Origin of the sequence: Halopseudomonas salegens, from assembly GCF_900105655.1 — a bacterium.
Taxonomy (GTDB): domain Bacteria; phylum Pseudomonadota; class Gammaproteobacteria; order Pseudomonadales; family Pseudomonadaceae; genus Halopseudomonas; species Halopseudomonas salegens.
The window spans coordinates 1,760,235-1,781,910 of sequence record NZ_LT629787.1 but is presented as its reverse complement, the minus strand read 5'-3'; the positions used below and the strand labels follow the sequence as shown (position 1 = coordinate 1,781,910).

The window sequence follows — 21,676 nt, the reverse complement described above, 5'->3', positions numbered from 1 at the left end:
CCTTGTGGGACCGCCGAGTTGCACTCGGCACAGCAGCCCGTCAGGGCTGGCGGGTTTAACCCAGGCAGCGCTGCGCACTGCCAGCCGAGTGCAACTCGGCGTTCCCGAGAGCAGATTGTTGACAATCTTTATGTTCGGAGAGCAAAATGGCGACAATAAAGCCATAAAAGCTCAGCTAAACCTAGAGGTTGTCGACAATTGGCTACTGCAGAACACGATTCCCCGGCCACCACCCTGTCTGATGGTGCCTTTCAGCGCATCCAGACGGCGATCGTCAAAGGCGAGATTGAGCCAGGCACGCGGATCAGTGAGCACTACCTGAGCACGACCTTCGGCATCAGCCGCGGCCCGCTGCGTGAGGCAATTCGCCGGCTGGAAGGGCGTCGTCTGGTGGTGCGCATTCCCCATGCCGGTGTCCGTGTGGTGTCGCTCAGCTTCAAGGAGCTGATTGAGCTCTACCATGTGCGCGAGGCGCTGGAGGGCATGGCCTGCCGGCTCGCAGCCGAGCATATGACGGATGCGGAAATCGCCGGGCTGCGCAATGTGCTGGCCACCCATGAGAAGCACAGCGGCCTCAAGGCCAACGAGTCCTACTACCAGCAGGAAGGCGATCTGGATATCCACTACCTGATCATTCAGGGCAGCAAGAACCAGACGCTGAGCGACATGCTCTGTGGTGACCTCTATCACTTGGTACGCATGTACCGCTATCGCTATTCCACCACGCCCAAGCGCCCGCAGCAGGCGTTTGCCGAACACCACCGAATCATTGAAGCCATCGCCGATCGTGATGGCGAACTCGCGGAAATGTTGATGCGCCGGCATATCAGCGCTTCACGCCGCAATATCGAGCGTCGCATGCAACAGCAAGACGCGCCCCGGGATCCTCAGGAGGGACAAGTATGAGCACTAGCGCAGGTAAACGTTTTCGTCAGGCACTGGCGGCCGAAAGCCCCTTGCAGGTCATTGGTGCAATCAACGCCAATCACGCCTTGCTGGCCCAGCGCGCCGGCTTCAAGGCAATCTACCTGTCGGGTGGGGGTGTCGCTGCCGGCTCCCTTGGCCTGCCGGACCTGGGCATCAATACCCTGGAAGACGTGCTGATCGATGTGCGCCGGATTACCGATGTCTGCGATCTGCCACTGCTGGTGGATATCGACACCGGTTTTGGCCCCAGCGCCTTCAATATCGAACGCACGGTCAAGAGCCTGATCAAGGCCGGTGCCGCAGCGGCGCATATTGAAGACCAGGTGGGCGCCAAGCGCTGTGGTCACCGCCCCGGCAAGGAAATTGTCTCCTGCGAGGAAATGGTCAACCGTATCAAGGCAGCCGTAGATGCCAAGACGGATCCGGATTTCTTCCTGATTGCGCGTACCGATGCCATCCAGGCCGAAGGTGTGGATGCTGCCATTGAGCGCTGCAAGGCCTATGTGGCCGCTGGTGCTGACGGCATTTTTGCCGAAGCCGCCTATGATCTGCCGACTTACGAGCGTTTCGTCAAAGAACTGGATGTGCCGGTGCTGGCCAATATCACCGAATTTGGTGCCACGCCCCTGTTCAGCCGTGACGAGCTGGCATCGGTCGGTGTTGCCATTCAGCTGTACCCGCTGTCGGCCTTCCGCGCGGCCAACAAGGCCGCGGAAAACGTCTATACCTCTATACGTGAAAACGGCCATCAGAAAGCCGTGGTCGACAGTATGCAGACCCGCGCCGAACTCTATGACCGCATTGGCTACCATGCTTTTGAAGACAAGCTGGACGCGCTCTTTGCCGCGAAAAAATAATCCGCACAAGAATACCTGAGAGGAGATGAACGCATGAGCAAGACTGACGACAAGCAGCCGACGTTCAAACCGAAAAAATCCGTGGCCTTGAGTGGCACCGCAGCGGGTAACACCGCGCTCTGTACCGTTGGCCGCAGCGGTAATGATCTGCATTATCGCGGGTACGACATCCTCGATGTGGCGACCACCTGCGAATTTGAGGAAATCGCCCATTTGCTGGTCCACGGCAAGCTGCCGACCGTGTCTGAGCTGTCTGGTTACAAGGCCAAACTGAAGTCGCTGCGCGGCCTGCCGGCCGGGGTGAAAACCGCGCTGGAACAACTGCCGCCGTCGGCCCATCCGATGGATGTGATGCGCACCGGCGTCTCTGTTCTGGGGTGCATGGCACCGGAAAAGGATGACCACAACCATCCGGGTGCCCGTGATATTGCCGACAAGCTGATGGCATCATTCGGCTCCATGCTGCTGTACTGGTATCACTACAGCCACAACGGCAAGCGCATTGATGTCGAGACGGATGATGACTCCATCGGCGGGCACTTTCTGCACCTGTTGCACGGCGAGAAGCCGCGCGACTCCTGGGTCCGTGCCATGCACACCAGCCTGGTGCTCTACGCCGAGCACGAGTTCAACGCCTCGACCTTTACCGGCCGCGTGATTGCCGGCACGGGGTCGGATATGCATTCCTGTATTGCCGGCTCCATCGGCGCCCTGCGTGGTCCCAAGCATGGTGGTGCCAACGAAGTCGCCTTCGAGATCCAGAAGCGCTACGACACCCCGGATGAGGCAGAGGCCGATATCCGCGAGCGGGTAGGGCGCAAGGAAGTGGTGATCGGCTTCGGTCACCCGGTCTATACCGTGTCCGATCCGCGAAACAAGGTGATCAAGGAAGTTGCCCGCGAGCTGTCGCAAGAGCAGGGCAACACCAAGATGTATGACATCGCCGAGCGGTTGGAAAGCGTGATGTGGGAGATCAAGAAAATGTTCCCCAATCTCGACTGGTTCAGTGCGGTCAGCTACCACATGATGGGCGTACCGACCGCCATGTTTACGCCGCTGTTCGTGATTGCACGCACCTCGGGCTGGGCGAGTCATGTGATCGAACAACGTATCGATGGCAAGATCATCCGTCCCAGCGCCAACTATGTCGGGCCGGAAGATGTGAAGTTTGTGCCGATTGAAAAGCGTAAGTAATTTTTTTGGGTGGGTTTGTTGTTGACTTCCCCCCTCTCCCCAACCCCTCTCCCGCAAGGGGAGAGGGGCTATGATCGAGCTCCCTAATCGACTTACATAAGGTTGAGCTTTAGTCACCCCTCTCCCCTCGCGGGAGAGGGGCCGGGGGTGAGGGGGAAGGGAGCAAGCCCAGCCCAACCAACCACAGGTTGAACCATGAACACTGAATACCGCAAAAGACTTCCAGGCACCGACCTGGACTATTTCGACACCCAGGCTGCTGTTGATGACATCCAGCCCGGTGCCTACGCCAAACTGCCCTACACCTCACGGGTGCTGGCCGAGCAGTTGGTGCGTCGCTGCAATCCGGCCGAGCTGACCGCTGCGCTCAAGCAGTTTATCGAACGCAAGCGCGATCTGGACTTTCCCTGGTATCCGGCGCGGGTGGTCTGCCATGACATCCTCGGTCAGACCGCGCTGGTCGATCTGGCGGGTCTGCGGGATGCCATCGCCGAGAAGGGCGGGGATCCGGCCAAGGTCAATCCGGTGGTGCCGACCCAGCTGATTGTCGACCATTCGCTGGCGGTGGAAGCGCCGGGTTCCGATCCGGATGCCTTCGAGAAGAACCGCGCCATCGAAGATCGCCGCAACGACGACCGTTTTCACTTTATCAACTGGACCAAGACGGCCTTTGAAAACGTCGACGTGATCCCGCCGGGTAACGGCATCATGCACCAGATCAATCTGGAGAAGATGTCGCCGGTGGTGCAGGTGCGTGAGGGCGTGGCCTTCCCGGATACATGCGTCGGTACCGACAGCCATACCCCCATGGTCGATGCCCTGGGGGTGATCTCTGTGGGTGTTGGCGGTCTGGAAGCGGAAAGCGTGATGCTGGGCCGCGCCTCCATGATGCGCTTGCCTGATATCGTCGGCGTTGAGCTGACCGGCAAGCTGCAGCCCGGTATTACCGGTACCGACATGGTGCTGGCGATTACCGAGTTCCTGCGCCGTGAGCGCGTGGTGGGTGCCTACCTGGAATTCTACGGCGAAGGCGCTGACAGCCTGAGCGTGGGTGACCGCGCGACCATCGCCAACATGACGCCGGAATACGGCGCCACGGCCGGTATGTTCTATATCGACAACCAGACCATCGATTACCTAAAACTGACCGGTCGTGATGACGAACAGGTCGCGCTGGTAGAAAAGTTCGCCAGGCACACCGGACTTTGGGCCGACAGCCTGAAAACCGCCGAGTACGAGCGCGTGCTGCGCTTTGATCTGAGCAGCGTCACCCGTACCCTGGCGGGCCCGTCCAACCCGCATGCCTTGCTGCCGGTTTCCGAGCTGACCAGTCGTGGTATTGCCGGTGCCTGGGCGGAAGAAGAGGGCAAGATGCCCGATGGCGCGGTGATCATTGCCGCCATCACCAGTTGCACCAACACCAGCAACCCGCGCAACATGATTGCCGCCGGTTTGATTGCGCGCAATGCCAACAAGCTGGGCCTGACCCGCAAGCCGTGGGTCAAATCTTCGCTGGCGCCGGGCTCCAAGACGGTGAAGATGTATCTGGAAGAAGCCAATCTGTTGCCGGAACTGGAAAGTCTCGGCTTTGGTGTGGTGGCCTTTGCCTGTACTACCTGCAACGGTATGTCCGGCGCGCTGGACCCGGTGATCCAGCAGGAAATCATCGACCGCGACCTCTATGCCACGGCGGTGCTCTCGGGTAACCGCAACTTTGACGGCCGTATCCATCCCTATGCCAAGCAGGCTTTCCTCGCGTCACCGCCGCTGGTGGTGGCCTATGCGATTGCCGGCACCATCCGTTTCGATATCGAGAAGGATGTGCTGGGACATGACCAGAACGGCAACCCCGTCACCCTGAAAGATATCTGGCCGGGCGATGAAGAGATCGACGCCATCGTCAAGCAGAGCGTCAAGCCCGAGCAGTACCGTGAAGTCTACATTCCGATGTTCGACATCACCCGCGAAGCGCAGAACATCAACCCGCTGTATGACTGGCGTCCGAAGAGCACTTATATTCGTCGCCCGCCCTACTGGGAAGGCGCGCTGGCAGCCGAGCCGACGCTGAAAGGCATGCGTCCGCTGGCGGTGTTGCCGGACAACATCACCACCGATCACCTGTCGCCCTCCAATGCGATCATGATGGACAGCGCCGCGGGTGAGTACCTGCACAAAATGGGTGTGCCCGAGGAAGACTTCAATTCCTACGCCACCCACCGCGGCGATCACCTGACCGCCCAGCGCGCCACCTTCGCCAACCCGAAACTGTTCAACGAGATGGTGCTGGACGAGAACGGCAAAGTGAAGCAGGGCTCACTGGCGCGCGTGGAGCCGGAAGGCAAGGTGATGCGCATGTGGGAAGCGATTGAAACCTACATGACCCGCAAACAGCCGCTGATCATTATTGCTGGCGCCGATTACGGCCAGGGCAGCTCACGTGACTGGGCCGCCAAGGGTGTGCGCCTGGCCGGGGTTGAGGCGATTGTCGCCGAAGGTTTCGAGCGCATTCACCGCACCAACCTGGTGGGTATGGGCGTGTTGCCGCTGGAGTTCGAGCCGGGTACCACGCGCAAGACGCTGGCGATTGATGGCACCGAAGTCTTTGATGTGCACGGCGATATTACACCACGTTCGAACATGACCCTGGTGATTACCCGCACCAACGGCGAGCAGTTGGAAGTGCCGGTGACGTGCCGATTGGATACCCAGGAAGAGGTGTCGATTTATCAGGCGGGTGGCGTGTTGCAGCGGTTTGCGCAGGACTTTTTGGAGGGGGCGGTTTAAGGGGTATTTCAGCGAGGTTGATGTTGCTGGATCGCTTTCACCCTCACCCCCGACCCCTCTCCCGTCAAGGGAGAGGGGTGACTTCTGGCTGACTAACGAGAAGTGTCGGAGATATTCTGCTATCGCCAAGCTCGCACCATTTAGCCCCTCTCCCTTGACGGGGTGAGGGCGGTAAAAGCGAAGCACTGGTTCGCCCGCCCGAACGCCCTGAGCTCTGCGAAGGGCTGGGGGCCGCAGGCGGGGTTGGGGAGAGGGTGAAGCGGGTGACATAATCCGATCCAGCCAACTCCCCAACACCCCAAACAACCACATCAAGGCAGGGAAGCCATGGATCAGAAAGCCTTTGCCAAGCAATTGCGTCGGCAAATGACCGATGCGGAGCGAGTGCTCTGGTATCACTTGCGCAGCCATCGCCTGGCTGGGCAGAAGTTTCGTCGTCAGCAACCGCTGGGTAAGTACGTTGTCGACTTTGTGCACTTCGGTGCACGGGTGATCGTCGAGGCTGATGGTGGGCAACATAACGAAAGCCCGCATGATGTGGCGCGTGATGAATGGCTGCAGGCGCAGGGCTTTCGGGTGTTGCGGTTTTGGAATAATGAGATTTTGTTGAATACGCAGCAGGTGTTGGAAGTGATTTATGCGGCGGTTGAGGGGGAGGGTGAGTGAGAGCGTTCAGGCGGATTAAGCAATCTTCGCTCCCCCTCTCCCCCGACCCCTCTCCCGCGAGGGGAGAGGGGTGACTCCAAGCATGACTGCCGAATATGTTCAAGCCTCTTGCATGAGCTGAAAGCTTGCACAAATAGCCCCTCTCCCCTGGCGGGAGAGGGGTTGGGGAGAGGGGGATGGTATTAAGCCCATCACCCCACAACCAAACAGGAGCACCAAATGAAACACGCAGCACAAATCCGCATCCCGGCGACCTATATGCGTGGCGGCACCAGCAAAGGGGTGTTTTTTCGGCTGGAGGATCTGCCGCAAGCGGCTCAGGTTCCCGGCAAGGCGCGGGATCAGTTGTTTTTGCGGGTGATTGGTAGCCCGGACCCTTATGGCAAACATACCGACGGTATGGGTGGGGCGACCTCGAGTACCAGCAAGTGCGTGATTCTGTCGCGCAGTGAACAGCCGGGTCATGATGTCGATTACCTTTACGGGCAGGTATCCATCGACAGTGCATTTGTCGACTGGAGTGGCAACTGCGGCAATCTGTCGACGGCGGCGGGGGCTTTTGCCATTCATGCGGGGCTGATGGATCTGGCGCGGGTGCCGGAGAATGGCATCTGCACGGTGCGTATCTGGCAGGCGAATATCGGTAAGACGATTATTGCCCATGTGCCGGTGACCAATGGCGCCGTGGAGGAAACCGGTGATTTCGAGCTGGACGGGGTGACCTTTCCGGCGGCGGAAATCCAGTTGGAGTTCATGGACCCGTCCGATGGCGAGGGTGCCATGTTCCCGACCGGCAACCGGGTGGATGATCTGACAGTACCGGGTGTTGGTACCTTGCAGGTGACCATGATCACGGCCGGTATTCCGACCATTTTCGTCAATGCCGTGGATATTGGTTATACCGGTACCGAGCTGCAGGATGCGATCAACAGCAAGCCTGATGCGCTGGCGATGTTCGAGAATATTCGGGCATACGGGGCGGTCAAGATGGGCTTGATCAATGACATCAGTGAAGCGGCCAGGCGTCAGCATACGCCCAAGGTGGCCTTTGTCGGACCGGCGCAGGATTACACTGCGTCCAGTGGCAAAAGCGTCTCAGCCAATGAGGTTGATCTGGTGGTGCGTGCCTTGTCGATGGGCAAGATGCACCATGCCATGATGGGGACGGCGGCGGTGGCCATTGGCACCGCGGCATCGATTCCCGGCACGCTGGTCCATCAGGCCGCGGGGGGTGGCGAGCGTTCGCAGGTGACCTTCGGGCATCCGTCCGGCACCTTGCGGGTGGGCGCGGAAGTGGCCGAGGTTGACGGTGACTGGGTCGCGACCAAGGCGATCATGAGTCGCAGTGCGCGGATTCTGATGGAAGGTTGGGTGCGGGTGCCGGGTGATTCGTTTACGGGCTAGCTCGTCAGGGGTCGTTGAAGGGCATGTTGGCTGATCAAATCGGCAAGAATCTTGCTCGCCGGCCCCTGTGGTTTCTCCTGGCCAACATACAGGTACATCATGTGGTTGCGGCGACCGCCCTGAACCAGCGACAGGGGTTTGAGGCGGCCATCCACCATGAAATGGCGAATTTCGTGCGTGGGCAGCCACGCAAAGCCGAGGCCGCTGGCAACCAGTTCGGCGGCTGTTGCCAGGTTGGCGACGGTCCAGCGCTGTTCGGCACCCAGCCATCCGGCATCCCTGGGATGCCGGGCTCCGGAGTCGCGCGTGACTACCTGTAATTCGCTCTTGAGATCATCCTGACTCAGCAGATGTTGATGCTGATGCAGGGCATGCTCGGGATGAGCAACGGCAATGAACTCGATACTGCCCAACTCCTTGGCCAGATAGCCGGTTATCTGCAGCCCGGATATAGCCAGATCGGCGTTGCCTGCCAGCAGCTGCTCTTCCACGCCGGAGAGCACTTCCTCGCGCAGTTGTACGCGGCTGCCATGACTGAAAGCCAGAAAGGCCTTGAGGGCATTGGCCAGGCGTTCAGTGGGATAGGCCGCATCGGCGACCAGATTGATTTCCGGTTCCCAGCCCTGTTCGATCTGCTGGGCGAGATTTTCCAGCAGGCTGGCCTGATCGGTAAGGTTGCGAGAGCGTTGCAGCAGAGTGTGCCCGGCTTCGGTCAGCACGGCTTTGCGTCCGACAATTTCCAGAACAGGAATGCCGAGTTGCTCCTCCAGCCGTTTGATGGCGTAGCTGACTGAGGATTGCGAACGGTGCAGTACTTCTGCCGCCTGCGCAAAACCACCTTCGTCAACGACCGTCTGCAAGGCTCGCCACTGCTCCAGGGTTACTCTGGGCGCTTTCATTCAATGTGCTGCCTGCTGTGGGCCGGCGTGCTTGCCAGCCGAAGGGCGGGGGTTGGGTGCGTGTTGGAAATCATCATGTCTGCAGAATAGAGCATGCCGCTGATGCTGAAAAGATGGCTGTATCAGGCCAACTGAAAAAGGACCGAAGACGACAGGTAATGACGATGAGTACTTGATTGGTACTGGTCAGTCATAAATAATGCGCAACATCTGGAAAATAATTTGAACGTCACCATGAGTGACTACGACACAGCTGGTGTAAGTAACGCTTCTTTTTTCAAACGGAGATTTGATCATGAAAGTACTTGACACCAGTGGCGGTATGCGTGTCTTGGCTGCACTGGCGCTGACAATGACTGCCGGTGCTGCATCAGCCAACCTGTACCCGGAATATATCAGCGGAGTGTCCCTGTCGGTGGAAAAGGGGATATACACGCATTCGGTTGAACTTGAAAACATCGCAGCCAGCAAACAGCTGCAAGCCATGCAGCTACAGCCTGACAAAACACATGTTGATGTTGATTTCACTGGGCTTGTTTCCTGTGCAGCCAGCAATAACGTCGGGTTTGACCATGCTCGCGCCTACTTTGGCCCGATCTCCCTGTTCCTGGATTCTGTCCAGTCGCCGCAAACCCTGTTTGATGCGGTTTATCATCCCAGTTTCACCAGCGGCAAGGGCAACAAAAGAGTCACCGAAGCGGGTAACCAGCAAAGCTTCAGTATTCCTCTGTCCCAGATCAAGCAAGGGCATCCAGCCATCCGCTTCAATCCGCAGGAAGAACTGAACAAGGAATTGCAGCAGCACCTTGGCCAGGGCGGCAGCGCTATCGATTTCTACCGGCAGGATCACTACATTACGGTGAGCCGCACTGTGTCGCTGGCGGGGTGGTGCAAAAACACCTCGAGCAATACCTCGAGGCCGGCTTTTGCTTCGACGTCCATCGATATGACGGTGATTTACAAAGGTGACCCGGACCTGATTGCCCCGGTGCAACTCAGTGGTCAGCTGGCGGGTACCGAGATGCCGGGTCATATTGGTCATGATTTGCCGTTGATGCTCAACAGCGCCAGTTTTCAGCCCAATATGCCCCACTATATTGGCCGGTGTGTTCCGGAGACTGACCCGGTGATTCGCATCAATTACAGCGGTAATGGCAAAGGCCATATTCGTTTCAGAGTGGAAGACAACAGCAATCCCGTGCACAGCAGCGGAGAGATTGTTTATGACTCGACGACCAACATGCATGCCCATCATGATTTCAGCTATCCGCTGACGGCAAAGTTGAATCAGGGCTATAACGCTGGCTGGGATACCTTGAATCAGACTTTTACCCATCCACTCAGCATAAAAGCATCGGTCAGGGATGCTGACAGCAATACCTGGAGTGAATGGAAAGCCTATGGCAGCGCAAACTGGAACCACCGCTGTGTACCGCAGGTGGCCGTGCAGCCGGGCGGTGGTGCAGGTGGCTTCCAGGCCGATCAACCGCCAGGCCCAGCGCCAGCATCGCCTTCACGGGTCAGGCCACAAGCGGCTACACCGGAACTCGACAAGATACAGCCAGCACCAGCATCTGAGCCAAGTGCGCCTGCGCGTATTCGGGCTGTTGAACAAGAGCCGGCTGCCTTGCCGAAGCGATAACCATGGTTGATTGCTGATCCCATACAGGGGCGGCGGGCAGGGCCTTGATTGAAGGCTCTGCCTTATTGATTAAAGGGAACTTGCTACCATGAAGAGCAGATATCTAGGCGCGCTGCTGTCAATACCCTTGTGGCTGCACTCGGCGTTGCTCTGGGCCAATGATGTGCAGGCCGAGCTGATTCTTGCACCGCGCGCCGGTCAGCTATTCGCAATATCTCTGCCGGACGATATCGATATGCTTACCCTGACCCGGCTGGCGGTTGAGGTTAACGGTATCGACGTCACCGCGTTCTTGTCGTGGGAAGAGGGCGACTTTCTCTACGCGCCACCAGAGCCCCTGGGCTCGGGGCCACACAGCATTCGACTGGTGTTGCTACAGCCGGATGGCCGCAGTGAAGAGGTTGCAAGTTGGCGTTTTGACCAACCCCAACCCGACGGCGCTGCGGGCACCGCCCCGGCCATGGCTGATGCGCAACAAATAGCGGCTGCCGAGCAGTGGCTGCGCTCAGCGTCCTGGTCCGTGAATAATACCCTGGAAGCCAGCTATCGCCTGCATGAGCACAATATCAAGAGCGATACCGGGCGTCAGCAATTGTCCGGTGCCGGGGTTGGCGCGGCTGAGTTGCAGGGTAACAACTGGCAGTTCAATGCCCAGGGCAATTATCTGTTGCAGAGCGAGCGATCGAACACCTTGACCGGTGAGACTCTGGACCTTGGCGAGTACAGCCTGGCTTCCCGTCATCAGGGCGAGCATCTGCATACCGGTGTGAATCTGGGTCATCACAGTCTGGGGCTGGATGGCCTGCTCTTTTCCCCGCAACAACGGCGTGGGTTATCCGTTCAGGCTGGTAGCAACAATAACCGCTTGGCCACTCAGTTCTTTGCTCTGCGCCCGGATTCCATTGCCGGCGCAAGGCATCTGACGGGGATTGATGACACTCGCAACCGAATGCACGGATTATCGACCCGGTTGCAGCCCTTTTCAGCAGGTGAGGACGGTCTGGCGATCACTGCGATGTATTACAGCGGTGAGGGGAGTACGGCAGGCTTGGGCATTAGCGAAGAGCAAAGTACTGGCAAGGGATCGGGTTGGGGGTTGATGCTGGAAAAGTCCTTTTGGCAGGGGCGCTTGAATCTGAGCGGTGAGTACGCTCGCAGTCGCTATGACCCGGATATCAGCGATCATACCGATGTGATGCATAGCAGCGATGCCTGGCGAATGGGCTTTGATTTCAGGCCTTTTTCCGATCTTGACTGGCTTGACCAGCCGGTTGATCTGGTGGTGGGTACGGATTACCAGCGAATCGATACTTTTTTTGCCAGCCTGGCCAACCCGGGGCTGGCGGCAGACCGGGATATGGTCTCGGTCTACTCGGATTTTTATTGGGGCCGGCTGTTGACCAATGTGCAGGTTACTCAGGAAACCAACAATGTCGCTGATCTGGAAGGGATGCCAACGGATCGTTTACAGAGCCTGGCCTGGAATGGCAGCTATACCTTCGATCAGCAATCGGGTTCTCGTGCCTGGTTGGGCACGCCCTATCTGCAATTATCCGGCCTGATCGCCAACCTGGACAGACACAAAACGCCACAGGGATACCTGGGATTCAATAATGACAATATCGCTCGTTCCATCACCTTGGGAGGGGGCGCCAATTACGCGCAATGGCACTGGTCCGGCTCATATACCCAGGCAGAATTCGACGATCGATCCGGAATGGGCCTGGGGACTGACAGTCGCTTCCTGTCGCTGGCTGCCAGCAAACAGGTGAGCGAACGGCTGTCACTGAATTCTGACTTGCAATACGGCGTATTCAGTACCGAGTTTGAAGAGCAGCGCAGTTACAGCACCAACCTGAACCTGGGGATCAACTCGATCCTGGTCCCCGGAAAGCTTGATTTCAGCATGAATTACAATATGAACCTCGCCAGTGGTGACAACGACCTACCAGACAGACACCTGGTCAATGCCGAGTTGGGCTGGACGCTGTTGAAAGCATCGCAGAACAAACCAGGCGTGGCTCTCGCATTCAGAGGTTCTATGGAGAACAATCATGAAACTACCGCGTACACCTCAGGCCGGCACCGCTACCAGGTCTTCGCAATTTTGCGCATCAATGCACCCCTGGCTGGCGGTTTTTAGTGTTCTGTTGTGGTTGTTTGCAGCCAACACACCGGCGTATGCGGTTGTCAATTCGGTTGCGGCCAATCCGGGGACGGTGACGCTGCCAGTCAACAGCACAATGCCTGTCAATGTCGGCTGGCAAGTCAGTCGTACCGAGAGCGATGCGGCTACCAGAGCCGGTCCCGTTACGCGTCAGGTCAGTTCTCCGGGGGCCGTGCTGCAGATCGACGGGGCGACTGTGGCCACTGTCGGTGGATTGCTCAGCCAAACCTCTGCACTGACAGCGGGGCAGAGCGGTACGCTGACTTTCAATGAAACCCTTCAGGTAAATGTTGGCCTGGCCAGACGCATTGCCGACAGCCCGGCCGGCAGCGTACGCATTGTGCGCGTGTTCAGTGACGGCCAGCGCGAAGAGGCGGGTAGCCTGGCCGTTTATGCGGGCGGCAGCGGCGAAGAAGGGCTCACAGTCAGTCGGATTGATCTGACCTTTGAGGATGCATCCCGCACCGATGTGGTGGGGCAGCGCACCGAGTTGCGTGCGGTGGCCGATGTCAGCTTCCGCAGTAGCGGAGTGTTGCAAGGTGAATGGCGCGTTATTGATCCCACGGCCAGTCTGGGTAGCGGTGCCGGCCGGGTGCTTCAGGTGGTGCGGCAAAGCCTGGTAAGCGCAGGCGAGGGCAAGGTCCGTGTGGTCAGCCCGCTGTTGCCGACAGAGCGTCAGGGCTTGTATCTGCTGGCTTTCTCGGTACGTGACACCAGTGCCCGGATGGATATTCCGATTCTGCGCTACTTCGTCATCGACAATAGTCAGCCGATGCCAGTTGCTGACCTCCCTGAACTGGTCGTTGATCAGCCCCGGGACAATGCGCTGCTGGATCACGATACGACTTTTGCATGGCAACCGGTGAGCAATGCCCATGCCTATCAGGTGGAAATCTTTGCCCGGGGTGGCAGCGTGCCCCTGAGTGGCAAGCTGGTGCCGTCTGCTGATCTTTCAATGGCTTTGTCGAACATGACGCTGGACTGGCTGTCATCCGGCACAAGCTACCAATGGCAGCTGCGGGCGTTTGATAGCGAAGGCAGGGTGATTGCCATTTCCCCGCGCAAACCTGCTCGGACCCCTGACTTATGAGCACACAGGATGAAGATTTGCTGCGTCAGATCGCCAAGGGCGATCAGCAGGCATTGGCTGCTTTCTACCGGCAATACGAGACGCGCTTGTTCAATTTTATCCTGAACAAGTTGCACGATGCCTTTGAAGCCGCTGACATCCTGAATGAGGTGTTCATGGATGTCTGGCGCAAAGCCGACAGCTTTCAGGGCCGCTCCAAGGTGTCTACCTGGTTGTTCAGTATCGCCTATTTCAAGGTGATTGATCGTCTGCGCAAAAACAGGCCACAGCAACTGGAGGACGAGAAAATGGCAGAGCTTGCCGATGACAGCCCCGGTGCCTTGAGTTGCCTGATCGGTGATCAGCAAGCCCAACAGGTTCGCCATTGCATCGAGACGCTGTCTGTCGCCCATCGCGCGGTCATGGAGCTGACTTTTTTTGAAGAGATGTCCTATGGCGATATTGCCATGGTCGTCGACTGCCCGGAAAACACGGTGAAAACCCGGATGTTCCATGCCAAACAGGCAATGAAAAAGTGCCTGTCGCGCCTGCTGGGAGGTGCTCATGATGATGACTAGACTGGATGCCGAGAAGCTTCTGCCGTTTTATCTGAATGGTACCCTGACAGAGGGCGAGGTCGAGGCTGTCGAACATGCGCTGACGGATTATCCCGAACTGCAGCAAGAGCTGGATTTTTTGCGCGCCCTGCGCAAACACCTGAAAAGTCAGCCAGCTGCCGCCAACAGCCCCGGTGAAATGGGGCTCAAGCGGTTGCAACAGCAGTTGCACAAGCCGCAGCCAGCCAGCACAGCCCGATCCGTTCGTGGCTGGCACATCGCCGCAATCGCGGCTTCATTCTTGCTGCTGGCGCAAACCGCAATAGTGCTGAAGGTCGAGCAGCCTGCTGATTATTACCCGGCTGGCGGGGCTGTGGATGGCCAGGCTGGTGGCACTGCCATCAGCATTACCTTTGCTCCGGAGACCACGGAACAGCAGATACGTGCTGTCTTGCTGGCGAGCAACAGCCGGATTGTCGATGGGCCGTCGGCGCTGGGGATCTATCGGATCCTGGTTCAGGATGAGGCAGACGGCACCATTGCCTGGCTGAAAGAACAAGACATCATCGACTCACTGCAGGTCCAGTAGGGTGCAACGTCTGCTGCTGTTTCTGGCGCTGGGGGTTGCCGTCTGCCTCCCGGTTCGGGCGGCAGAGACACGGACTGATCCGGCAACCGCCCGCAGCCCGTTTCCTCCGGCGCAGGTTCGGGTGCAGCCTTTGCCTCAGCCTCAGCGAGAACCACAACTGCAACGAGAACCACAACCAGAGCCGCGGCAGCGACCGCAACCACAACGCACACCACGATCAGAGCCACAGCAGCAGGCGCAGCCACAGCCACCGCCAAGAGAGCCTTCCGCGCCTCCCGGTTTGCGCGCTCCCGCGGGATCATGCGTCTACCCCGGTCAGGTGATAGCCCTGACACTGCCAGCGGATTCTTCAGTGGCCAATCGACCCTGGTCGATTCAGGTAGACGGGGGATTCATCAGCTTGCCAGCGGTCGGTCAGAACAACCGTGTCCAGCGTGTATTGTTGCCGGTGGACAGCCGAATCAAGCCGCAGCAGGTCTATCGGTTGTTTGTGCAAGCAGACTCATCGCCTGAGCTTCGCCCCAGTGCGCTGGATCTGCGCACCTGTGCTTTTGCTGCTCCTGAGGTGCCTCGGCAAGGTGGCGAGTATCGAGCCGACGAGGTTGTTCTGTTATTTGACAGCGATCACCTGACGGCCGTTATCAGTGACCTCGCTGCCCGGGGCTTTGATCTGCTTGCCCAGCACAACCTGCCGGCCATGGAGCTCAGCCTGCTGGTCGTGCACACGGATACCGATCAACTGGACAACACAATCGAACAACTGCGTGCGCGTTATCCTTATGCCGAGGTGGACCGAAATCACTACTATTTCACGGTTTCAGAACCCCGGCTTTATGCGCACGAGGCAATAAACTGGCAGCGCCTTGGTGATTGCCCCGAACCCGTGGCAACACCGACCAGGATTGGCATTGTTGATGGCGAGGTTGACCTGGAGCATCCCGGTCTGGCGGGGCAGCGCCTGCAGCTGAAACCTTTTTACCGCCGCGAGGCGAGCATGGACAAGCAACATGCCACGGCAATTGCTGTGCTGCTGGCTGGCAACGGCAACGACCCCGCCCTGATGGGACTGCTGTCGGAGGTGGAATTGCTGTCGGCTGCAGTGCTCGAGCAGTTTGATGATGGCAGTGTTGCGACCACCGAGGCCATCGCCCGGGCGTTGGACTGGTTGCTTGCTCAGCAGGTCAGGTTGGTGAATATTTCCCTGTCAGGGACGCGTGCAAACCGCGTTCTGGATAGAGTGCTGGATCGGAGTGTCGGGCAGGGGATGTTGATTTTTGTTGCTGCCGGTAACGACCGTCTACGCGACAAGCCAGCCTATCCTGCTGCCCATTCGGGCGTGTTTGCCATTACTGCAATTGATGCTGCACTGCGGGTCTATCCATTTGCCAACCAGGGCGAATATATCGATTTTGCCGCGCCCGGGGTCGATGTCTGGACAGCCAGTAGCGACGGCGACGGTCAGTACCGTTCCGGCACTTCTTTTGCTGCGCCGCATGCGGTGGCTGTCGCTGCGTACTTCCTCCGTCGCAACCCCAACCTGCCGCGGGGAATACTGCATGGAGCACTGCAGGGATACAGTCAGGATCTGGGGGCTGCCGGGCATGATCCGGTCTTTGGCTGGGGATTGGTCAGGCTGCCCGCTGAGGCTTGCTCGGGTGAGGGCTGATTGGATCTGTCGCGATTAAAGGCAACAAAAAAGGCCACGCAGTTGCCTGCATGGCCTTTGAATCTGGCTCCGCGACCAGGACTCGAACCTGGGACCCAATGATTAACAGTCATTTGCTCTACCAACTGAGCTATCGCGGAATGACGGAGCGTACTCTAACAAAAAAATCATCCAAGTCAACATCTTGGATGATTTTTGTCAGGTAGATTTTACTTCAATACAGCGGCCATGGCGTTGGCGACGGCGTCGATATTGCCGGTGTTCAGGGCGGCGACGCAGATGCGTCCGCTGCTCACCGCATAGATGCCGAACTCGTCTGCCAGCCGTGCTACCTGCTCGGCGGTCAGGCCCGAGTAGGAGAACATGCCGCGCTGCTGCTGAATGAAGCTCATGTCTGTCGCTACGCCGGCTGCTGCCAGTTTGGCGACCAGGCTGCTGCGCATGTCACGGATGCGGTCACGCATTTCACCCAGTTCCACTTCCCACTGCTGGTACAGATCCGGAGTAGTCAGTACAGCGGCGACGACTTTGGCACCGTGGGTCGGCGGGTTGGAATAGTTGGTACGGATCACGCGCTTGAGCTGAGACAGCACCGGCGCGGTTTCTTCCTGGCTGGCGGTGACCATGGTCAGGGCGCCAACGCGCTCGCCGTAGAGCGAGAAGGATTTGGAGAAGGAGCTGGCAACCAGAAAGGCCAGGCCGGACTCGGCAAACAGGCGCACCGCAGCGGCGTCATCTTCCAGGTTGGAACCAAAGCCCTGATAGGCGATATCGAGGAAAGGAACGTGGCCTTTCTGCTGAATCACGTCGATGACCTTGACCCAGTCGGCCATGGCGATATCCACTCCGGTCGGGTTGTGACAGCAGGCGTGCAGAATCACCACGGTGCCATCGGGCAGGTCACGCAGGCCCTGCAGCATACCGTCCAGATCCAGGCCATGGGTCTTCGGATCGTAATAGGGGTAGGCGACAACATCGTAGCCCGCTGCCTCGAAAATGGCCCGGTGGTTTTCCCAGCTCGGGTTGCTGATCGCGACCATGCGCTTGCCGGCCTGACGCTGCAGGAAGTCGGCACCCAGCTTGAGGGCGCCGGTACCACCGAGCGACTGTGCGGTAATCAGGCGGCCGGCGTCGAGCAGTGGCGAGTCAGGGCCAAACAGCAGGCGCTGGACGGCCGCATCGTAGCTGGCCAGACCTTCCATCGGCTGATAGGGGCGAGGGGCGTGCTCGGCCACCCGCGCCTCTTCAGCGGCCTGAACCGCGCGCAGCAGCGGAACCTTGCCGGCTTCGTCGTAATACACACCAACGCCGAGGTTGACCTTGCCGGCACGCTGGTCGGCAGCAAAGGCTTCATTCAGGCCAAGAATGGGATCGCGGGGGGCCATTTCAACTGGGGAGAACACACTCATGATAGTGGCAAACTCGATACGTTAGGTGAATGATGGGTGTCGGGCCGTGCCGTTCAGGCTGCCCATTATAAACGTACTCTGTTACCGGATGCGAGCCGCCGGGGCAGGCGCTTGCGGTCGATGGTATGCTTACCGGCTGATCCATTCCTGCTGGAGCCACCCATGAGCGAATTCAAGCTGCAAACCCGTTTTCAGCCTGCCGGCGATCAGCCGGAAGCTATCCGCCAGCTGGTGGAAGGGCTGCAGGCCGGTTTGTCGCACCAGACCCTGCTCGGGGTAACCGGCTCGGGCAAGACCTTTACCATTGCCAACGTGATCCAGCAGGTGCGCCGGCCAACCATCATCATGGCGCCAAACAAGACGCTGGCGGCGCAGCTGTATGGCGAGTTTCGCGAGTTCTTTCCGCACAACGCGGTGGAATATTTCGTGTCCTATTACGATTACTACCAGCCGGAAGCCTATGTGCCGTCATCCGATACCTTTATCGAGAAGGATGCCTCGGTCAATGACCACATCGAGCAGATGCGCCTGTCGGCGACCAAGGCCCTGATGGAGCGGCCGGATGCGATCATCGTGGCGACCGTTTCCGCCATTTATGGTCTGGGTGATCCTGAGTCCTACCTGAAGATGGTGTTGCATGTGGACCGTGGTGATCGTTTGGACCAGCGCGGCCTGTTGCGCCGCCTGGCCGAGCTGCAGTACACGCGCAACGACATGGAGCTGGCGCGGGCAACCTACCGGGTGCGCGGCGATGTGATCGACATCTTTCCGGCGGAATCCGAGCTTGAGGCCATACGTATCGAACTCTTCGATGACGAGGTCGAGCAGATCAGCTTTTTCGACCCGCTTACAGGTGAAGTGATACGCAAGGTTCCACGCGTAACTGTCTATCCCAAAAGCCATTATGTGACGCCGCGTGAGAAACTGATTGAGGCTGTGGAACATATCAAGGTCGAGCTGCAGGCGCGCCTGGCGCAGCTCAAGGAACAGAACAAACTGGTCGAGGCCCAGCGTCTGGAGCAACGGACAAACTTTGACCTGGAAATGATTCTCGAGCTGGGTTATTGCAATGGCATCGAAAACTACTCGCGCTACCTGTCCGGGCGCGAAACCGGTGCACCGCCGCCCACCCTGTTTGATTACCTGCCGGCCGATGCCTTGCTGGTGATCGACGAGTCCCACGTATCAGTGCCGCAAGTCGGTGCCATGTACAAGGGTGACCGTTCGCGCAAGGAAACCCTGGTCAACTACGGTTTCCGTTTGCCCTCGGCGCTGGATAACCGGCCGATGCGTTTTGATGAGTGGGAAAGCATTTCGCCGCAGGCCATTTTTGTGTCGGCCACCCCGGGCCCCTATGAAGAAGCGCACGCCGGTCGCGTGGTCGAGCAGGTGGTCCGTCCGACCGGTCTGGTTGACCCGGAGATCGAAGTGCGCCCGGCGACCACCCAGGTTGACGATTTGCTCTCTGAAATCCGTTTGCGTGTGGCCGCCGAAGAACGGGTGCTGGTCACCACGCTGACCAAGCGCATGGCCGAGGATCTGGCGGACTACCTGGCCGATCACGATGTGCGCGTGCGTTATCTGCATTCGGATATCGATACCGTGGAGCGGGTGGAAATTATCCGCGACTTGCGTATCGGGACCTTTGACGTGCTGGTCGGCATCAACCTGCTGCGCGAGGGGCTGGACATGCCGGAAGTGTCGCTGGTGGCCATCCTGGACGCGGACAAGGAAGGTTTTCTGCGCTCCGAGCGTTCGCTGATTCAGACCATCGGCCGCGCTGCGCGTAATCTGCATGGCAAGGCCATTCTGTATGCCGACCGTATGACCGGCTCTATGGAGCGGGCCATTGGCGAAACCGACCGGCGCCGAGCCAAGCAGGTCGCCTTCAACCTTGAGCATGGCATTACGCCCAAGGGCGTAACCCGCAGTGTCGCCGATATAATGGAAGGCGCGGTGGTGCCGGGTAGCCGCAGCGGCAAGCGCAAACGGCTCAAGGCAGCCGAGGAAGCGGCCGAGTACAAGACCTTGCGCTCACCGGCCGAGATCAGCAAACGCATTCGCCAACTGGAAGAGAAAATGCACCAGCATGCGCGTGATCTGGAATTCGAGGCGGCAGCGGATACGCGTGATCAGATTCAGCAACTGCGTGTCAATCTGATGCAGGTTTGATTGTCGAGAGGCGGGCTTGGGGCGTTGAGATCAGCTGATGGCTACCCAGCGCTGATTGACCAGCATTTCCAGTGGTCGGTATTCGGTTTTGTAATTCATCTTGCGGCACTGCTTGATCCAGTAACCGAGATAGAGGGCCGGAAGTTGACGCCGCCGGGCTTCCTCGACTTGCCAGAGAATGGCAAAGCGGCCCAGGCTGCGACGCTCATGCTCCGGGGCAAAATAGGTATAAACCGCGGACAGGCCGTTCTCCATGATGTCGGTGACGGCAACGGCGATCAGTTGTTCTTCGAGCCGGAATTCGAAGAAACGGGTAAAGCTGTGATCGCGTACCAGAAAGGACTCAAATTGCTCGCGGCTGGGTGGGTACATGTCGCCATCGGCATGCCGTTGCTCGATATAACGGGCAAACAGGGCGTAGTGTTCCTCGTTGAAAACGGCGTGGTGCTCGCTGATGCGGATGTCCTGGTTGCGTCGCAGAATGCGTTTTTGCTGTTTGTTGGGGGTAAAGCGGTCGACCGGGATGCGTGCGGCAATGCAGGCGCTGCAGCGCTCGCAGTGCGGGCGATAGAGATGGTCACCGCTGCGTCGAAAGCCCAGATCGGACAGGCGACTGTAAGTGGTCAGGTCGATGCTTTGTTGTGGATCCAGAAACAGCGTGGTGGCCCGCTCTTCCGGCAGGTAGCTGCAGGTATGCGGTTGGGTGGCAAAGAATTTGAGTTGGGCCAGGTTGGTCATGGTTGGATGAGGCGCTGACATTGTTGTCGTTTCAGTATAGAGCCGGTCAGCGGTTGATGACAAAGTCTGCGTTGTTTTTTCCGTTACTGTGACTGCCCCCAGGCATTCGGGCCATCTGCCGGGCACAGTCTTGCCAGTTGTTGCAGAAAGTCACTGCGCGACATGGACTGCGCGCCGAGACTGAACAGGTGATCGGTTGGCATCTGGCAATCAATCAGCGCAAAGTTCCATGCGCCCAATTGGCGAACCAGATGGATAAATGCGGTCTTCGAGGCATTGGTTTGCCAGCTGAACATGGATTCGCCAAAAAACACCCGGCCAAGGGCAATGCCGTACAGGCCACCTACCAGTTGGTCCTGTTGCCAGACTTCGACCGAGTGGGCAATGCCCAGGCGGTGCAGTGCGCTATAGGCGGCTTGCATGTCATCGGTGATCCAGGTGTCATCGGCATAGCTGCGTGGTGCAGCGCAGGCACGGATCACGGCAGGGAAGTCCTGATCGAAGCTGACCCGGAAATCGGTTTTGCGCAGGAATTTCTGCATGCTGCGGGATACATGCAGGCTGTCCGGGGTCACAACGGTACGCGGGTCAGGGCACCACCAGAGTAATGGCTGGTCATCCTGATACCAGGGGAAAATGCCCTGTCGGTAGGCTTTGATCAGTCGTTGCGGACGCAAGTCACCGCCCAGGGCAATCAGGCCGTTGGGGTCGTCCAGCGCCTGCTCGGGCGGAGGAAAGCGCAGGTCATCGGGATCGAGCCAGGTCAGGCGCTGGACTTGCTGCAGGGACATGGGCTTGGGTATCCGTCAGGATGAGTTGCATGGTTTATAAAGAAGAGCTTATAAGTTATTGTCTTGCAAATAAATAGTTTTGGGGTTGGGGCTGTGCAACCAACACATGCAGAACCCGCCTCAGTCGCCGTACAATAGTCACTGA

Annotated in this window: 17 protein-coding genes and 1 tRNA gene; 13 read left to right on the top strand and 5 right to left on the bottom strand. The window is 58.6% G+C overall.

Going from position 1 to position 21,676, the window contains the following annotated elements; all coding sequences use genetic code 11:
- Window positions 1–198: 198 nt before the first annotated feature.
- From BLU07_RS08005 to prpF, 6 genes are all read left to right on the top strand, one after another.
- Window positions 199–906: a GntR family transcriptional regulator gene (locus tag BLU07_RS08005; RefSeq protein WP_092385829.1), complete on the top strand. Its 708-nt coding sequence runs from the start codon at window positions 199–201 to the stop codon at window positions 904–906.
- On the top strand, window positions 903–1,784 hold the full coding sequence (prpB, locus tag BLU07_RS08000; protein ID WP_092385827.1) for a methylisocitrate lyase: 882 nt from the start codon (window positions 903–905) through the stop codon (window positions 1,782–1,784). Before BLU07_RS08005 ends, prpB begins: the two co-directional genes overlap by 4 nt.
- Window positions 1,785–1,817: 33 nt before the next feature.
- Window positions 1,818–2,978 carry a bifunctional 2-methylcitrate synthase/citrate synthase gene (gene prpC, locus BLU07_RS07995; RefSeq protein WP_092385825.1) on the top strand — a complete coding sequence of 387 codons (1,161 nt, stop codon included), beginning with the start codon at window positions 1,818–1,820 and terminating at the stop codon, window positions 2,976–2,978.
- Between the two features lie 195 nt (window positions 2,979–3,173).
- Window positions 3,174–5,762 carry a Fe/S-dependent 2-methylisocitrate dehydratase AcnD gene (gene acnD, locus BLU07_RS07990; protein ID WP_092385823.1) on the top strand — a complete coding sequence of 863 codons (2,589 nt, stop codon included), beginning with the start codon at window positions 3,174–3,176 and terminating at the stop codon, window positions 5,760–5,762.
- Window positions 5,763–6,089: 327 nt separating this feature from the next.
- Window positions 6,090–6,428 carry an endonuclease domain-containing protein gene (locus BLU07_RS07985; protein ID WP_092385821.1) on the top strand — a complete coding sequence of 113 codons (339 nt, stop codon included), beginning with the start codon at window positions 6,090–6,092 and terminating at the stop codon, window positions 6,426–6,428.
- A 219-nt stretch (window positions 6,429–6,647) separates the two neighbouring features.
- Window positions 6,648–7,832, top strand: a complete 1,185-nt coding sequence (prpF, locus tag BLU07_RS07980; protein ID WP_092385819.1) for a 2-methylaconitate cis-trans isomerase PrpF — start codon at window positions 6,648–6,650, stop codon at window positions 7,830–7,832.
- Here prpF and BLU07_RS07975 read toward each other — a convergent pair.
- Window positions 7,829–8,731, bottom strand: a complete 903-nt coding sequence (locus BLU07_RS07975) for a LysR family transcriptional regulator (protein ID WP_092385817.1) — start codon at window positions 8,729–8,731, stop codon at window positions 7,829–7,831. The genes prpF and BLU07_RS07975 overlap by 4 nt on opposite strands.
- Window positions 8,732–9,026: 295 nt before the next feature.
- On the opposite strand from BLU07_RS07975, the gene BLU07_RS07970 reads away from it, so the two are divergent.
- The 6 genes from BLU07_RS07970 to BLU07_RS07945 all read left to right on the top strand — a co-directional run bounded on the left by BLU07_RS07970 (window position 9,027) and on the right by BLU07_RS07945 (window position 16,421).
- Window positions 9,027–10,373, top strand: a complete 1,347-nt coding sequence (locus BLU07_RS07970) for a hypothetical protein (protein WP_092385815.1) — start codon at window positions 9,027–9,029, stop codon at window positions 10,371–10,373.
- Window positions 10,374–10,461: 88 nt separating this feature from the next.
- A complete protein-coding gene (locus BLU07_RS07965) occupies window positions 10,462–12,516 on the top strand; it encodes a hypothetical protein (RefSeq protein ID WP_092385813.1) in 2,055 nt (684 codons plus the stop codon).
- 100 nt (window positions 12,517–12,616) lie between these two features.
- Complete coding sequence (locus BLU07_RS07960; RefSeq protein WP_157719131.1) at window positions 12,617–13,630, top strand: hypothetical protein; 1,014 nt, start codon at window positions 12,617–12,619, stop codon at window positions 13,628–13,630.
- Window positions 13,627–14,187: a sigma-70 family RNA polymerase sigma factor gene (locus BLU07_RS07955; protein ID WP_092385809.1), complete on the top strand. Its 561-nt coding sequence runs from the start codon at window positions 13,627–13,629 to the stop codon at window positions 14,185–14,187. The genes BLU07_RS07960 and BLU07_RS07955 overlap by 4 nt, the downstream gene beginning before the upstream one ends.
- The gene (locus BLU07_RS07950; RefSeq protein WP_157719129.1) at window positions 14,174–14,755 is read left to right on the top strand and encodes an anti-sigma factor family protein; all 582 of its coding nucleotides are present in this window, start codon (window positions 14,174–14,176) and stop codon (window positions 14,753–14,755) included. Before BLU07_RS07955 ends, BLU07_RS07950 begins: the two co-directional genes overlap by 14 nt.
- Window positions 14,756–15,107: 352 nt before the next feature.
- Window positions 15,108–16,421, top strand: coding sequence for a S8 family serine peptidase (locus tag BLU07_RS07945; protein ID WP_092385805.1), 1,314 nt, complete (start codon window positions 15,108–15,110; stop codon window positions 16,419–16,421).
- Window positions 16,422–16,485: 64 nt separating this feature from the next.
- On the opposite strand, the gene BLU07_RS07940 is transcribed toward BLU07_RS07945, so the two are convergent.
- Both BLU07_RS07940 and BLU07_RS07935 read right to left on the bottom strand, forming a co-directional pair.
- Window positions 16,486–16,561, bottom strand: a tRNA-Asn gene (locus tag BLU07_RS07940).
- 69 nt (window positions 16,562–16,630) lie between these two features.
- Window positions 16,631–17,830 (bottom strand): amino acid aminotransferase, encoded by a 1,200-nt coding sequence (locus BLU07_RS07935; RefSeq protein ID WP_092385803.1) that lies wholly within the window; start codon window positions 17,828–17,830, stop codon window positions 16,631–16,633.
- Between the two features lie 162 nt (window positions 17,831–17,992).
- Here BLU07_RS07935 and uvrB point away from each other — a divergent pair, with 162 nt between their 5' ends.
- Complete coding sequence (gene uvrB, locus BLU07_RS07930; protein WP_092385801.1) at window positions 17,993–20,002, top strand: excinuclease ABC subunit UvrB; 2,010 nt, start codon at window positions 17,993–17,995, stop codon at window positions 20,000–20,002.
- Window positions 20,003–20,032: 30 nt separating this feature from the next.
- Here uvrB and BLU07_RS07925 read toward each other — a convergent pair whose 3' ends face one another.
- A complete protein-coding gene (locus tag BLU07_RS07925) occupies window positions 20,033–20,740 on the bottom strand; it encodes an arginyltransferase (protein WP_092385799.1) in 708 nt (235 codons plus the stop codon).
- Between the two features lie 83 nt (window positions 20,741–20,823).
- Window positions 20,824–21,531 (bottom strand): leucyl/phenylalanyl-tRNA--protein transferase, encoded by a 708-nt coding sequence (aat, locus tag BLU07_RS07920; RefSeq protein WP_092385797.1) that lies wholly within the window; start codon window positions 21,529–21,531, stop codon window positions 20,824–20,826.
- Between the last annotated feature and the right edge of the window lie 145 nt (window positions 21,532–21,676).